The following is a 15,982-nucleotide window of genomic DNA, read 5'->3' as shown; positions in this document are numbered from 1 at the left end:
TGGATCGGATGTACGCCGTTTCCGGAGGCATTGCCTATGCCATTCTGGTCACGTTGGGCGTCGGCTTGCTTTTTGAGACGCTTGCCAAATTCACGGGATTCATGCCTTTCGAGACCATCGGAGGTGCGGCGAAAGTGCTGCTCGCCCCTGCTTTGGGGGCCGGTGTGGCTTATGCTTTGAAGAGCAATACACTGACCATGTTTGCGGCCATGGCCTGTGCATCCGTCGGTGCCAATGCGATTCAGCTGGTCCATACAACGCCGGCCCAGGTCTTCACAATTACGACCGGACAACCGGTCAGCGGTGTGCTGGCGGCGGTCATCGCCGTATTTGTCGGCAAAAAAATCACCGGAAGGACCAAGTTCGATATCATGGCCATTCCGTTTTTCTCCGTTCTGATCGGCGGTATCTGCGGTTACGGCCTTGCGCTGGTGGTGACGCCTTCGCTGAACTGGATCAGCGGCCAGATCACGCACTCCGTTCAGGGATCGCCGCTTATCGCATCGATGGTCATTTCGCTTGTCTGGAGCATTTTCCTGATGTCTCCTGCCTCTTCAGCCGCACTGGCGATTGCCCTGCAGCTTGACCCTGTGTCCAGTGCCGCGGCCCTGATCGGCTGCACGGTTCAGTTCGTCGGTTTCACGGTGATGTCGTTCAAAGAAAATGATTTCGGCGGATTTTTCGCGCAGGCCCTTGTGACGCCGAAAGTGCAGTTCCCGAATCTGGTCAAGAATCCGAAGCTGATTATTCCCCCGTTCGTCGCCGCAATGGTGAGTGCCCCGATCGCAACGATGCTGCTTGGTCTTAAAGTGCCCTACGAACTGGGCGGCCTGGGCCTCAGCTCGCTGATCGCTCCGTTGAACATTCTTGCTGTCCAGGGCGTTCGCGGATTGATGATCTTTATTGTATCCGGTGTCCTGATCCCGGCGGTCATCACACTGGTGCTTTATCGGGCCATTAAAGTTGCCGGCTGGGTCAAAGAGAGAGACCTGCATCTGGAAGTTCAATGAGAACCGGCAGCTGCGCGTTCTGAGGACGGCGCGGAATGTATGCCGGAAAGTCCGCTCATCGAAATACCTATTCGAAAAAATAAAAGAGAAAAAGAGTTAAGGATGAAAACAGAATCGCTGAAAACAGAGCGTATAAAGAGAAAAAGAGTCCGTCCCGCGCGGGCTTTTTTTCATGGACACGCCGCGGGCGGGTAAAAGCGCTGAGGGCCGTTGCCGGGGGAAACGGCATTTCCGCATACCAGGCGTTACAGGATTCAAACAAGCAACCGGGCCGCCAAGGAGCCTCTCGCCCGAGCGGCGCCGTCTGAGAAGCGGCACTTCGGAAAAGTGTGAGTAAAATATCTGCAGGCGATCGTTCAGCCTGTAAGTTCCGCTGCCGACTGCTGCCGTGAACGAACCTGCAGGACACCGGGCGCAGCAGGCATGTGAGCTTATTCTTTGAGAAAGAGGGCTCTTCCCGGCAAATCAAAATCGTGCAGAACCCGATTCTAAAGGGCCGATCCTCGTGAAACGGAATACCACAGTTTATTTGAATTTAAAACAAATAGAGCCGTTCGTCTGGCGGAACTTACAGGCCCCTTCCGCTTCGGGCATGAAACGCCTGCTGGAAGAGATGGCCGACAGATCATCCGGAAACGGGATAAAAAGTGATACTGCCTTTTGAATAAACGGTCTCCTCAGGGTGCCGGCCTCTTCGCTGAAATGAGAAAAGGTGCATTTCTGATGAAGAAGGAGCTGTGTTAAAATTAAGAGAAAGATAAGCGATCCAGAAAGAGGCAGATAGAGATGAAAGTGAGTATTCTTGGCGGAGGCAGCGAGATCGGCGCTTCCTGTCTGCATGTACATATCGGCGAAACCGATTTATTGATCGATGCCGGCATGCGCGTGCACGGAGACGATTTGCTTCCGGCATTCGGAATGCTGGACAATCTTGGCGAACCGGAGGCGGTACTCGTGACCCATGCACATGCCGATCACATCGGCGCGCTGCCGATTGTCCACCGATTCTATCCGAAAGCTCCGATTTTTGCCACACCGCCTACCGCCGATTTAATGCAGATCATGATGAGGGATTCTTTTAAAATCATGGAACAGCGCTGTCTGGAAACGCGTTCGCTCATTCCGTACACGAAGGAGCAGATGGAAGAAACGCTTCGGGCCGTGCGCTTATTTCCTGCCGGCGGAACGATAACGTTCGGTGATGCAAAGGTGACTCTATACCGGGCCGGCCATATTCTGGGTGCGGTGATGTTTCTGATTGAAGGCGGCGGCGAAAAACTGCTCGTCAGCGGAGATCTGAGTTTCAAGGCGGGCCGGACGATTCCCGGGGCGGAGGTGCCGGCCGGCACGCGCCCGGATGCACTGATCCTTGAATCCACCTACGGGAACCGCGAACATTCAGATCGCAATACGGAGGAAAAAAGGCTTGCAGATAATGTCGCCGAGGTGATCGCAGCCGGCGGTTTTGCACTGATTCCCGCTTTTGCCCTGGGCAGGGCTCAGGAAGTGCTGCTGATCCTGCAGGACTATATGGACCGCGGGCTGATTCCGGAATTTCCGATCTATGTCGACGGGCTGGTGACGCCGATCAGTAAAATCTACCGGCGCTACCCGCAATTTCTTAAAGGTCCCGTGGCCCATCGTATTCGGACAAACGGCGATGCGTTTCTCACTGAAGGACGATGTACGGCTGTGCAGCCGAAAGAGCGTGAGGGGGTTCTGCAGGGAAAGCCCGCCTGTATCATCGCCTCGTCGGGGATGCTGATCGGCGGTGCCAGCGTCTGGTATGCAGAGAGGCTGATCGGCGGCGCACAGAATGCCATTTTTATCACCGGCTACCAGGATGAGGAAAGTCCGGGCCGAAAATTGCTCAATCTGGCTGAAGGTGAGAGCGATGAATTGGAACTGAACGGGACGGTTCACTCCGTAAAATGCCGGGTCGGTAAATACGGCCTTTCCGCCCACGGCGATGCCGGGGAGCTGAACCGCTTTATCGATACGGTCCGTCCGGCGCATACATTGCTCGTTCACGGTGATGACGAGGCCCGCGCTGCATTAAACGAAAGAATCGAAAAACGCTACTGCCCGATTTTATCGGAAAATGGAGAAGCCTACACATTCAGCCGAAGCGCATCCGGCCGGGAAATCCGCAGCGGCGGTCCGCAGCGCGGCCCGGACCGGGCCCTGAAGGAAAAAGTGGGCTCCCTGATCCTGTATCGGAAAAAAGAAGACGAGCCGCTTCATCTGGCGCTGTGCACGGGCGTTCACGGAAGGACACATTCTTTGATCTGCCAGACACCGAAAGGGAAGCAGATCCGGCTGTCCCCGGATCAGACGGCCGAAACAGTCGGACGCTGGAACCGCTCCTTTGACGAGCTGCAAAGCGATTCCGGCGAAGTGTTTGCCTTTGCCCGTCCGTTTATAAAAAAAATAGACTGGGAGAGGGCGAAGGAAGGAAACCGGACATTCGCGGAAATGGTATCAATGTGCCTTCCGGAAGCCGATCTGAAGCAGCGACTTGCCGCGGCGCTTGTCCTGCAGGCGCTGCCGGATCGTTTCCGAACCTTGAATCAGGGCACGGCCCGTTACCGGATCGATCGGGAAAGCCGGCGTCTGCTGGCCGGTCCTGCGCTGCCCGTCCAGGGCCTGAAAATGAACGTGACCCTGGCGATGGATAAAATCAGGGAACTGCTGGCCGATCAGCCGCACTTTATCCGCTGCGGAGCCGACGGGCTGGGAACGGATGACGAGCGTATCACGCTCTATTTTGATTTTCCCGACACGGTCGGCCCTGAGGAACGGGAGAGGCTGTCCGGGAAAATAAAAGATGCGACCGGATGGACGGCTGCTTTTTCCGATTCTGTCCGTACGGATCTTCTGCAGGCAAAGATCGGCGAATCGCTCGGCACATCTGTTTCGCCGTCGATTTATCTCGATACAAAATGTGTGTCGCTTCCTATTAAATGTCCGGAAAACGGCGGGGAGATCGCCGAAAAAATAAAGAAGGAAACAGGATTCACGCTGCAGTTCAAAGATGAATCGCCCGCCCTGGCGGACGCTGAGGAACGGCGCGGTGTTCCGCCGGAATTCTTCAGGGCGCAGACGCCGTCCCCGCGGCTTGAAAATAATGAGGCCATCCATGAAGCGAAAGTCTGGGCGGCGGATCGCGGTATCACGATTTACAAGGCCAGTATGAAACAGCGGAACGGACTCGCCTATATGGAAGTGCATTTTATCACACCGGAAGTCGCCATGCGGCACACGGCGGACATGGAAGAATTGTCCTACCGGACGGGACTGCCGATCACTTTCGCGAAGAATCCGAAACAGAATGAGATCATCCGCGCAGCCTCGGAACTGATTCCCGAGGACTGGGGCCTTCAGAAAAATCCGTCTCTGCACCCGGGAGAAGCGCTGCTGACGGTCAAGCTTCCGGAAAAGCCCCCTGAAGAAGAAGTGCGGCGGGTAGGCGGGCGGATTGAGGAGCGGACTGGCTACAGGCTGTCCGTTCTCGTTCGCTGACAGATGCGGATGAAAGAATAAGGAGCATGGTTTTGATGGCAAAATCCAAAGTAAAGACGAATGCAATGCGAATCCTTGATTCAGAAAAAATACAGTACGGGACTCAGACTTATGACATCAGCGACGGGCTGATTGACGGCGTTTCCGTTGCGAAGAAAGTCGGCGAGGATCCGAAAACCGTTTATAAAACGCTGGTGACACAGGGTCACAGCGGTGAATTTTATGTCTTTGTCGTCCCTGTGGCAGAAGAACTCGATCTGAAAAAAGCAGCCGCAAGCGTCGGGGAGAAGCGCGTTGAAATGATCCATGTGAAGGATATTCAGAAGCACACCGGCTATGTGCGCGGCGGCTGTTCCCCGGTCGGCATGAAAAAAGCCTATCCGACGGTGATTGATGTCTCTGCCCGTTCGATCGATCATATTGTGGTCAGCGGCGGGAAAAAAGGCGTGCAGATCATCCTGGCTGTCGATGATCTGGTCAAGGCAGCTCATGCCGAACTGCATGAGATCATCAAGTAATCCTTAGCTGACAGCCTTAATATATATTGAGATTGCAGGCAGCGCGCTGCTTTTTTCAGGAAGTCCGGTCTCAGGAATCAGCTGCCGGCGGCCAACCATGCGTTTCGGATCCTTATATGGCGTTTACCCGGGCGTGACAGGCTCATGAACGCGGGACATCGGCGCGCATCCGATATCATTATAAAATGGCGGAGCTGAATCAGCAGATAAAAGGCAGAGTCTGCCCCAAAAGCATGCTTGCATCGGAGCAAATCAATAGGGCCCATGACTCAACGAGAGTATGAGTCATGGACCGCTTTTTCGTATAAAAGTCTTTTCCTTTTTGTGCTTGCCTGGCTAAAATCAGGCGTCAATAACACCCGCAAAAAACGGGCATTTTTATTTTTAGCAAGTTTTATTCATTATTAACCTGGATTTCCGGGAAATTATAACAAGTTGGCGCATCAGTAAGGGATTTTCAGCTTAACACCTCTTCCTCATTGGTATAATTGGTTACTAATGGTCCCAAAATATCTTAAACATCCGGATTTTCATGGCTTCGGTATAAAAAACCGGGAATGTAAGTGTTAAAGAAGAATTGCTTTTTTTACTAAGCTTGTATGGTCCAAGTACTCATGTAATTTTTGATCATTCAAGAGCATTTGTTATCTGCGCTGCTGTCAGCCAATGCCGCGTCTGGCATCGGCAGGTAACGGCGGATGTCCCCGCCCTGCAGATGAGCGGATGCCGGATGCACGCGGCGGTCCGGTTAGATACATCAGCCGGGGGGATACTCAGTATATGGAATAATCGAAAGCAGCACCGTCCCTTAAATAGGCTGTTCTTCAGACTGAAAAGCATAAGACAGCCGAATCCGGTCCGGGACCGGCTGCGACGGGCACGGACCCGCCGGACGCGCCTCCTATCGAACAGGATGGGATCATCCGCTCATTTTTAACGTCGAATCAGGCATGTATTAATTTTTGAATCATGCCTGCTTTTTTGAGAAAAAATATTTTTGGGTCTATTTAACTGAAATCGCTTTCGTGATAAGCTTTAAGTAAACAGAAAACTTGTACAAAAAGGAAAAAAGGGGTGTGAGAAAATGAAAAAAATAATGAATGAAGCGGAAAACATTGTTGATCAAATGCTGGACGGCCTCGCTTTTACAAATGACGCAATCGTCGAACGTCTGCCGGGAACGCAAGTGATCGCCAGAACGTATCGATCGGATGGAAAAGTAGCCGTGATCAGCGGCGGCGGGAGCGGCCATGAACCGACGCACGCCGGTTTTGTCGGAAAGGGCATGCTGGCTGCTGCGGTGGCCGGACCTGTTTTTACTTCACCTGCACCCGATCAGATTCTCGAAGCCATTAAACATGCGAACCAGGGGGCCGGCGTTCTGCTTGTCATCAAAAATTATACAGGCGATGTGATGAATTTTGAAATGGCCGAAGAACTGGCGGCCGGAGAAGACATCCCGGTCGATCACATCGTTGTCAATGATGATGTTGCCGTCGAAGACAGCACTTACACGGCGGGAAGGCGCGGCGTTGCCGGAACGATACTCGTTCATAAAATTATCGGTGCGGCGGCGGAAGCGGGCCTGCCGCTTAAAGAATTAAAATCGCTTGCCGAAGAGCTGATTCCCTCGATTAAGACGATTGCCGTCGCCCTCTCTGCGGCCACGGTACCCGAAGTCGGCAAACCGGGATTTGAACTGGCGGAGGACGAAATCGAATACGGGGTCGGCATCCATGGGGAACCGGGCTATCGCCGCGAGAAGATTAAATCGTCGAAAGAAATGGCATCGGAACTGATCGAACAGCTGAAAAAGAACTTCAACTGGCAGAGCGGCGACCGCTATGGTGTCCTCGTTAACGGGATGGGGGCGACTCCGCTGATGGAACAGTATGTTTTTATCAATGATGTCCGGCAGCTGCTGGCAGAAGAAAAACTGGACATTGTCTTTAAGAAAGCCGGCAATTATATGACGTCGCTCGATATGGCGGGCATCTCGCTGACGATGATCCGGCTGAAAGAGGAACAGTGGCTGAAGTGGCTTCAGGAACCGGTAACGACCATTGCGTGGTAAGGAGGATGAGAGAGATGCTGACGGTTGAAAAGACGATCGCATGGCTGAATCTATTCGGACAGAAGGTTGAAAAAAACAAAGACTATTTGAGCGAACTGGACCAGAAGATCGGCGACGGCGACCATGGAGCAAACATGGCACGGGGAGCGGCGGCGATGAAAACCGCTCTTGAGCAGAAAGCCTTCGATACAGTGCAGGATGTTTTGAAAACGGCGGGTATGGCCCTGTTAAGCAAGATCGGCGGAGCATCGGGTCCCTTGTATGGTTCTGCTTTTATCGGGATGGCGAAACAGGCGGGCGGAGAATCCGCGGATGTACCGGCTGTGCTTGAGGCAGGGCTGGAAGGCATTCGGAAACGCGGAAAAGCGGAGGCTGGAGACAAGACAATGGTTGACGTGTGGCTTCCCGCTGTTGATGCGGCCAAAAATAAAGAGCTGAACCGGGAACGGATTGACGGATGGGTGAAGGCAACCGAACCGATGAAGGCGAAAAAAGGACGGGCCTCTTATTTGGGCGATCGTTCAATCGGGCACGTTGATCCGGGAGCCGCCTCAAGCGGCCTGCTGTTTGAATCGTTGATTGAAGAAGGCGTTCTCGATGAGTGATTACGGAGTTCTGCTCGTCTCGCATGTCGCTCAGATTGTCGAAGGCCTGAGCCGACTATTAAAAGAAGTTGCTCCGGATGTGGCGCTCACAACAGCCGGCGGCACGGATGACGGCGGTGTCGGAACAAGTTTCGATAAAATTCAGGCGGCCGTCCGCGAGAATGCCGGCGAAAGTCTGCTGGCGTTTTATGATCTGGGCAGTTCGAAAATGAATCTGGACATGGTCGCGGAAGTATCAGACAAGAAAATCGAAATATTTGATACGGCTTTCATCGAAGGCGCTTATACGGCGGCCGCCCTGCTTCATGCGAAAGTCTCTTATCCCGAAATTCTGAAACAGCTGGAGCCGCTGAAGGTGAAATAGGAGACATAAGGTTATTCCGCAGCATTTCCTGAGTACGGCTTAAAAATTTCTGTGCAGGCCTTTGATTTGCAAAATCCGTAATCGGCACGCTGCAGCCGTCTGAATCTTTTATAAGCAGCCGGACTTTCGATGAACCGCCCGTCCGGGAGGCTGCTGCCGGCCGCCGGGGCGCAAGAGGGCTCGCAAACCAGATCCCGATCGGACATAAAGCGCCGGCGGTGAACGCCGAAGCCGCGGAACGGTTCGGATGAGAATCGTCAAGCTCTCAGCCGAAAGCGTCCGCGCCGAATGGAACCGGTCTCCGGGAGTTTCCGGTATGCAAGCATGCGTCATTTTATTTGTACATGAAGTCTGTTTTCTCTGATCAGAGAAAACAGGCTTTTTCCTTCAGCCGAAGAGATACAGGTTCCAGCGCGACTGCCCCGGAAGATCGGCTAACCGAGGAACCCCGGCTGTCTTGATTGTCTTGATTGATCGGCCGCTGCCGGGGGAGTCCGCCTTTCAGCGCCGCGCCGATTGATTTCCGAAAGCTCCCCATAAATAGCTAAGAACCGCCGTATGCGGGCTTACACAAGCCAGCTGGTCGGGATCAGGAAAGCATAGGGAGCGGTGAAGACGGCAAACAGCAGTGCCATCCGCTTTGCCTGTTTTGTGCTCATCCTTTTTTTCAGCAGAACTAAATCAAGCCGGTATGTCAGCACGGCAGAGATCAGAATGACCAGACAAAACAGCGCCACGCTGAGCGGCGAGGTATAAATATAGTAAAAGTCAATAAGGTTCAGAGAAAGCGGGCTTCCGTTCTTCCCGGAAAGCATCAGCAGGAGTGCCGCGAAAATATCTGCGGCCATGCCGATTCCCCAAAGGGCCATCAATAAGCCGAGCCGGTTCTTTATTTTTATATGAAAAAAAAGCAGAATGACAAACATGACTGCCGCGTCGATGATCAGACTTGCGGCGGCGGCAAGGCCGAGGAGCGGCGGCGAGAAATAAAACATGAACACCGGAAAAATGATATTGGGCAGGATGAGCCGGCGGATTGTGTTCAAAAGACATCTTCCTTATCAGTAAATGTCGGCACCGAAAAAGGCCGCTTTATAGATTAATATTAGCATAGTACACAATAGAATGGAGTGCGCGGGCATGAATTTGAAAACGTATTCATGATAGAATGAAAGTGTGACTTATATCTCAATCGCTGAAGGCGGCGATGGGTTCCATGAATATTATAGAAAAACGGGGGAATGAACGATGGTGAAATCATTGGCAGACAGGGGACGGCCGGAAAAGGGCCTGCCGATCTCCTTTCTGCCGGAAAACGGAGGAATGAATCGCGGGGATCAGATGCAGAGAAATATCCCTCTGCTGCGGAAGCTGGCCATTGCGACAGATGAACGGTTCCTGATTGTTCCTTTTTCCGATATTATGTACATCGGCGCGGACCGCGGCAGAACGGTCGTTGCTTTGAGAAAGAAAAAAATGACTGTAAACGAGACACTCGTCTCTTTGGAAAAAAGGCTGCAGCCGCAGAGCGGCATCGTCCGCGTGCACCGCGCTTATCTCGTGAACCTCGAAGCGGTGACGGAAATTTCTCCATGGTTCAATTCAACCTATAATCTGATGCTGGAAAACGGAGACAAGGTTCCGGTCAGCCGGAACTACGCGAAAAATCTAAGAATGTGGTTCAGACTTTAGGAAAATTTTCGGCCTGATTGTTATATAACAAACATACATGTTATATAACAAAAATGTATTTCAAACGGCCGTTCCGCTCTTTCAAAACAGGGTAGCGGCTTTTTATCCGCTCATTGTACGATCAGACACCGTTTTCCCTTACAATTGAGAAAAGCTGACGTCCGAGGTCCGAAAATGAACGGAGGAGGCAAGAAAAGTGAGTGCGATTACCATTGTGATTGGCTCGATCTGCATTTTGGCAATAGCCTATCGGTTTTACGGAGTTTTTATGGCAAACAAGGTCCTGCGTTTAAACAATGATACAGTGACACCGGCCCATGCCTTTGCGGACGGAAAAAATTATGTTCCGACGAACCGATGGGTTGTTTTCGGGCATCATTTTGCGGCCATTGCTGCGGCCGGCCCGCTTGTCGGTCCGGTTCTTGCCGCACAGTTCGGATATTTTCCCGGCCTGCTTTGGCTTCTGATCGGAGCGGTGGTCGGAGGAGCCGTACACGATCTGGTCGTTCTCTATGCATCGATGCGGCATGACGGGAAATCGCTTTCGGAAGTTGCCAAGAAGGAAATGGGACCGGTGGCCGGATTCTGCACCGGGCTTTCCATGCTGCTGATTATCACCATCACCATGGCGGGCCTGTCAATGGTCGTCGTCAATGCGCTCACGAACAATCCGTGGGGCGTATTCACCGTTGCCATGACGATCCCGATCGCGATGGCGGTCGGCCTTTATTACCGCAAAAGCGGCAACCTGAAAATGGCTTCGGCGGTCGGTTTTCTCTTTATCCTGCTGGCCGTCTTTGCCGGGCCGTACATTCAGCACACGGCGCTCGGGCATTTATTGACGCTCGACGTGAAAACCTTGTCCGTTCTGCTGCCCGTCTATGCGTTTTTCGCGGCGGCCCTGCCGGTCTGGCTGTTGCTGACACCGCGCGATTATCTGAGCTCTTTCATGAAAATCGGCGTCTTTGCCGCGCTGATTATTGGCGTTTTTATCATTAACCCGATGATTCGGATGCCGGCACTGACACAGTTTACGGGCGGAGGCGGTCCGGTCATCGGCGGCCCGGTCTGGCCTTTTATCTCCATTACGATTGCCTGCGGAGCGATTTCGGGTTTCCACGCCTTTGTCAGTTCGGGAACCACGCCGAAGATGATCGATCGCTGGACCGATATCAAAATGGTCGCTTTCGGAGCAATGCTGGTAGAGTGCCTGGTCGGTATTATGGCGCTGATCGCTGCGACAGCGCTTCATCCGGCCGATTATTTTGCGATTAATTCTGTGCCGGCCGTGTTTAAGACACTCGGCATGAACGTCGTCAATCTGCCGCAGCTGGACCATGAGATCGGACTGGGTCTTGCCGGCAGGCCGGGAGGCGCCGTGACACTTGCTGTCGGCATGACCTATATTTTCACAAGTATTCAGTGGTTCAGCCACCTCGCGCCTTATTTCTTCCAGTTTGTCATTTTATTCGAAGCGGTCTTCATTTTGACGGCAGTTGACGCGGGGACCCGTGTTGCCCGCTATTTGATTCAGGACTTTTTCGGTGAATTCTATGCTCCTCTGAAAAAAGCAGACTGGCTGCCGGGTTCTATTTTTGCAAGCGCTCTCGCCTGCCTGCTGTGGGGTTATCTGCTCTTCTCGGGCAATATTGGGTCGATTTGGGTACTCTTCGGCGTCTCCAATCAGTTAATGGCGGCCATCGGGTTGATTGTCGGCGCCACATTTGTTCTGAAAATCGCCGTTAAAAGGCGTTATATGCTGACCTGCCTGATTCCGCTTGCCTATCTGTATGTGACGGTAAACGTAGCCGGATACTGGATGATTACCCATGTCTACCTGAATCGCGCCGCTTCCGGATTCAGCCTGCTTAACGCGATCCTGTCCATCGTCATGCTCATTCTCGGTTTCGTGATCATGGTGACCGCGATCAAAAAATGGCTGGAAATGTGGCGTGAACCGCGCGTCGATATAGAGGAGCTGACCGTCGGCTGACGGCTGTACTGCCTGCGGCCGGAGACAAAATATCCGCTCTTTGGCCGCTCTTTACATACTTCCTTCAGACCGCCGCGCACCCGGCCGTCTGAAAAGGGATGCTCTGTTTGCTGAGGAAAGGACAGCAACCGGTACGAAGATGCGAAAATAACTAAAGAGATCGATCGGAAAGAGGGAGGAGCATCGGGATGAATCAGAAGGTGCAGGGAGTCGGGATGGACGGAGAGACGCGCTGTGTCCATTACCACACAGAAAAGGATATCATCGCGATCAAGTTTAAATGCTGCGGCACCTATTATGCCTGTTACTCATGCCATGAAGCACTGGCCGGTCACCCGGCGGAAGTCTGGGAACGCAGCCGGTTCGATGAAAAGGCGATTCTGTGCGGTTCATGCGGTCATGAACTGACGATTAACGAATATTTGACAGGCGGTTTCCGCTGCCCGAACTGCGGCGCACTGTTTAACCCGAAGTGCTCCCTGCATGCTCCGCTTTACTTTGATGTGGAAAAGCACGGCTGAAGCCGTCTGCCGAAAAATAAAGATCAAAAAAAGCGCTTCATTCGCGCCTGGCGGGAAGGAAGAGCCTTATCAACAATCGACGGATCAGTTGAGAATTTTATTATTCGAATAAATGCCCTTGATTTCTTCCGGCGTTTTGCCGCGGACAAGCAGGCAGAAATTCTCATAGCCGATTTCCCCGTGGGCACTCATCAATCGTTCAAGAGCCTGCAGACCCTGCGGATGCTTGTTGATTTTTTCGATCTCGCTTTTGTACAGATCGATGATGGATCGCTGGACGAAATGAGGAGCAAAACGGGCGGCAAATTTTTCATTTCCCAGCATCAGGCCGCACAAATATTCATATTTGAACTGCAGCTGACGGGTAAAATTCACAAGATGAAGCAAACGGTAGAACGTGTCCGGATAGTTTGTCCTGAAGTCTTCAATATCCGTCCGCGCATTTTTGAGATCCTGTATACTGCTGATCATTTTCACCACATGATCATCTCCTTTCCATTTCATCGGAAACCGCCCCTCTCTCTTTAGAATTATGTCCGTGAGTGCGTGCAATAATCCCTTTCATCATTCATGGAAGAACATCAGTCGGAAAAGCGGTTCCCTACAAGTTAAGGTTTACCAAAAATCCGGGATAGGAAAGCCGTTGCAGCCTTGCCGTCCCGCCTGCTTTGCCGGTGCCGGTTGTTGATCGTCTAATTAACATTTATCAAAGGCATGAATTTTTCCGGTGCTCTCATGCTTAGCTTATCTCTTTTTGCCCAAACTGTAAAATGATTCTTTTTTATTAAAACGATAACGACAAAACATAACTGTTCTAAAATAAGAAGAGAAACGACTGTCTGAGGGAACAACTGAATATTGCAGTTTCTGATTAAGCATGATATAGTTAAAACTCAATAGAAGGAAAAAACCATAAAAAGCCAAACTTCAACATATCATATGTGTACCCTTTTGTCAATAGCAAATGGTGAAATGGAAGATCGATTCTGACCGGCCGATCTTCAGAATTAAGAAACCTGCTTTCTCTGCCCGGCCGAAGGGAAAGGGACTGACATTGCATTCGTGTATTCAGTTGGCCGGCCGGCGTTCGCAAACGCCGGCTGTTCGCCGGGAAACACGGACACGGAATATCGTGAATGTTTTCCGGCCTCCTGAACGCCGCTGCAATCGGATGACTTTTTACAGGAACAAGAGGTGTTTTTCATGGTACAGAATGAGCGAAAAAAAGAGCAAAATCGGATAAATGAAGTGGTTGACGTCATCAGCTCGAAAATTTCCGGAATAACCGGGGAAAAAGGGGCAGTCAGGAAAGGCATCGTTGATCTTCGCCAGAATTTCTGGGAAGACGTGACGGTCAATCTCGACGAAATGGATGATGTTTATGAAACACAGGCGAGCATTAAGCAGCAGGCCGAGCTTTTGTCCGAGCGCGAGCGGCGTCACGGGCAGATGGACAGGGAGCTGAAAACGTTGTACCGCCTTCAGGATTCGCCTTATTTCGGCCGGATCGACTTTCAGGAGGAAGGCGAACAGAAGACGGAGCCACTCTATATCGGCATCGGGTCGCTGATGGATGCCCGCAATGAGAAATTCCTGATCTATGACTGGCGGGCGCCCATCTCAAGCATGTACTATGATTATGCTCCGGGTCCGGCTAAATTTGATTCGATTGACGGAGAAATCAAAGGCGAAATGAAACTGAAACGTCAGTTTATCATCCGGTGCGGGCAGATCGACGGTATGTTCGATACCGGACTGACGATCGGCGACGGGCTGCTTCAGGCGATGCTGGGCGGCCGGGCATCCACGCATATGAAGAGCATTGTCGCGACGATTCAGAAGGAGCAAAATCAGATTATCCGCAATGAGACAGACCGCTATCTCATTGTTCAGGGGGCGGCCGGGAGCGGCAAGACATCGGCGGCACTGCAACGTGTGGCGTTCCTGCTCTACCGCTATCGGAAAACGCTCCGTTCCGATAACATGCTCCTTTTCTCGCCGAATCCGCTGTTCAGCAGCTTCATCTCGACGGTTCTTCCCGAGCTCGGCGAGGAGAATGTCCGGCAGACAACCTTTAAGGATTTTATCGAAGAGAAGATCGGGCGCGATCTTCAGCTTGAAAATCCGTTTGATCAGACGGAGGCCTGTCTGACAATGGAAGAGAGTGAAGCGTACCGTGCCCGGACGGAGGGGATCCGCTTTAAGGCATCGCTTGCCTATAAACGGCTGCTCGACCGCTGGCTGGAGCGCCTGAAATTTGGAGGCATGATTTTTCGCGACATTGTGTTTCGCGATGAGACGATTGTTTCCGGGAAGGCCATCAAAAGGTTTTTCTATTCGCTGCCGCGCGAACAGTCCATTTTAAACCGGATGGAAGACGTCCGCGACTGGCTGCTGCGCCGGATTGCCGTCTTTGTGAAGGAGGAGCGCAGGAAGGACTGGGTGCTGGAAGAAGGCGAACTTCTCGATAAGTCGGATTACGCGGAAATCTTTCAGAAGCTGCAGCAGGAAAGACAATTCAGCGAAGAAACATTTGATGACTATGACCGTGAAGAGCAGATGCTTCGCAAGGTCGTGATGAATCGCCGGATTAAGCCGATCCGCCGCCGGATCAAGCAGCTTGAGTTTGTCAACAGCCAGAAGGTGTACTGTGAAATTTTTTACCACGACCACGACGACGAGTGCGTTCCGGAGCACTGGACGGCGATTTGCCGTGCCACGCGGATGCGTTTCGAAGAGGGCGACTGTCCATGGGAGGACGCCGTTCCTTACCTTTATTTGAAAGAAAAACTGCAGGGCAGGAAAGGGAACCAGGAAATCCGCCATTTGATTATTGATGAGGCGCAGGACTATTCCCCCGTGCAGCTGGCCTATCTGCAGGCGGCTTTTCCGAGAAGCCGGATGACGATTCTGGGCGACTTGAATCAGGCCGTTTATGCGCAGAGTTTCGCCGAAGAGACCATGCTGTCGGAGAATCTTTATAATCGTGCGGAGGTTAAGAAGCTGACTTTGCTGCGCAGTTACCGTTCCACAAAAGAAATCATGGATTTTTCCCGCCATCTGGTACCCGGCGGCGATCAAATTGAACCGTTTGAGCGTAGCGGAAAGTTGCCCGAATGGGTCGCTATCCGCGACGGCCGGAAAGAGGCGGTTATTCTTGACAGGATTGCATCATTCAAGAATGCAGGTTTTGAAACATTTGCGCTGATCGGTAAAACGATGAAGGAATGCCAGGCTATTTATGCGCGGCTGAAAAATAAAATCAGCGTCAGGCTGGTTACTCAGGCGACCTATCAGTTTGACAAGGGCTTCATTATTATTCCGGCCTATCTGGCGAAAGGCATCGAATTTGACGCCGTGATCGTCAATGACGCGTCTGCGGCTAATTTCCACCGGCCAAATGAGCGGACGATTTTTTATACGGCCTGCACGCGTGCGATGCATGAGCTGGTTCTGCTTTCTTCCGGCGAAGCGACGCATTTTCTGAACGGCGTGCCGAAAGACAAGTATGTCAGGGAGACGGAAGGCTGAAAACGACGGGTCAATGTTGAATCGGCAGGACGGCGGCAGGCCCGCTTCCTTTTACCTGATTACATAATAGCCCTGAATAAAAAACAGCCTGATCCGAAGAATCGGAGCGGCGGCTGCAAATAAAGGGAGCCCGACAAATGCCGGGTCCGGGC

At 52.2% G+C, this 15,982-nt stretch carries 12 protein-coding genes; 10 read left to right on the top strand and 2 right to left on the bottom strand.

The window, feature by feature from the left end:
• Window positions 1-8 precede the first annotated feature (8 nt).
• The 6 genes from OYT88_RS07505 (at window position 9) to dhaM (ending at window position 8,093) form a co-directional block, all read left to right on the top strand.
• A complete protein-coding gene (locus tag OYT88_RS07505; RefSeq protein ID WP_274399202.1) occupies window positions 9-1,010 on the top strand; it encodes a PTS sugar transporter subunit IIC in 1,002 nt (333 codons plus the stop codon).
• Window positions 1,011-1,796: 786 nt separating this feature from the next.
• Entirely contained in the window at window positions 1,797-4,532 is a 2,736-nt protein-coding gene (locus OYT88_RS07500) for an MBL fold metallo-hydrolase (protein WP_274399037.1), read from the top strand.
• Between the two features lie 35 nt (window positions 4,533-4,567).
• Complete coding sequence (gene ybaK / locus OYT88_RS07495) at window positions 4,568-5,050, top strand: Cys-tRNA(Pro) deacylase (RefSeq protein WP_274399036.1); 483 nt, start codon at window positions 4,568-4,570, stop codon at window positions 5,048-5,050.
• Between the two features lie 1,084 nt (window positions 5,051-6,134).
• Complete coding sequence (gene dhaK / locus OYT88_RS07490; RefSeq protein ID WP_274399035.1) at window positions 6,135-7,124, top strand: dihydroxyacetone kinase subunit DhaK; 990 nt, start codon at window positions 6,135-6,137, stop codon at window positions 7,122-7,124.
• A gap of 14 nt (window positions 7,125-7,138) precedes the next feature.
• Complete coding sequence (gene dhaL / locus OYT88_RS07485; RefSeq protein ID WP_274399033.1) at window positions 7,139-7,729, top strand: dihydroxyacetone kinase subunit DhaL; 591 nt, start codon at window positions 7,139-7,141, stop codon at window positions 7,727-7,729.
• Complete coding sequence (gene dhaM / locus OYT88_RS07480; protein WP_274399031.1) at window positions 7,722-8,093, top strand: dihydroxyacetone kinase phosphoryl donor subunit DhaM; 372 nt, start codon at window positions 7,722-7,724, stop codon at window positions 8,091-8,093. Before dhaL ends, dhaM begins: the two co-directional genes overlap by 8 nt.
• A gap of 566 nt (window positions 8,094-8,659) precedes the next feature.
• Here the strand turns inward: dhaM and OYT88_RS07475 are convergent.
• Window positions 8,660-9,139, bottom strand: coding sequence for a hypothetical protein (locus OYT88_RS07475; protein WP_274399029.1), 480 nt, complete (start codon window positions 9,137-9,139; stop codon window positions 8,660-8,662).
• A gap of 202 nt (window positions 9,140-9,341) precedes the next feature.
• On the opposite strand from OYT88_RS07475, the gene OYT88_RS07470 reads away from it, so the two are divergent.
• From OYT88_RS07470 to OYT88_RS07460, 3 genes are all read left to right on the top strand, one after another.
• Entirely contained in the window at window positions 9,342-9,785 is a 444-nt protein-coding gene (locus OYT88_RS07470; protein WP_274399027.1) for a LytTR family DNA-binding domain-containing protein, read from the top strand.
• A 196-nt stretch (window positions 9,786-9,981) separates the two neighbouring features.
• Window positions 9,982-11,778, top strand: a complete 1,797-nt coding sequence (locus tag OYT88_RS07465) for a carbon starvation CstA family protein (protein WP_274399026.1) — start codon at window positions 9,982-9,984, stop codon at window positions 11,776-11,778.
• Window positions 11,779-11,966: 188 nt separating this feature from the next.
• On the top strand, window positions 11,967-12,299 hold the full coding sequence (locus tag OYT88_RS07460; RefSeq protein ID WP_274399025.1) for a CHY zinc finger protein: 333 nt from the start codon (window positions 11,967-11,969) through the stop codon (window positions 12,297-12,299).
• Window positions 12,300-12,383: 84 nt separating this feature from the next.
• Here the strand turns inward: OYT88_RS07460 and OYT88_RS07455 are convergent, their stop codons facing one another.
• A complete protein-coding gene (locus tag OYT88_RS07455) occupies window positions 12,384-12,803 on the bottom strand; it encodes a hypothetical protein (RefSeq protein WP_274399022.1) in 420 nt (139 codons plus the stop codon).
• Window positions 12,804-13,502: 699 nt separating this feature from the next.
• On the opposite strand from OYT88_RS07455, the gene helD reads away from it, so the two are divergent.
• Window positions 13,503-15,830 carry an RNA polymerase recycling motor HelD gene (gene helD / locus OYT88_RS07450; RefSeq protein WP_274399020.1) on the top strand — a complete coding sequence of 776 codons (2,328 nt, stop codon included), beginning with the start codon at window positions 13,503-13,505 and terminating at the stop codon, window positions 15,828-15,830.
• Window positions 15,831-15,982: the final 152 nt, after the last annotated feature.

This window comes from Sporolactobacillus sp. CQH2019 (assembly GCF_028765345.1).
Lineage (GTDB): Bacteria > Bacillota > Bacilli > Bacillales > Sporolactobacillaceae > Sporolactobacillus.
The sequence above is the reverse complement of the archived record's forward strand: the minus strand, read 5'-3'. Positions and strand labels throughout refer to the sequence as shown.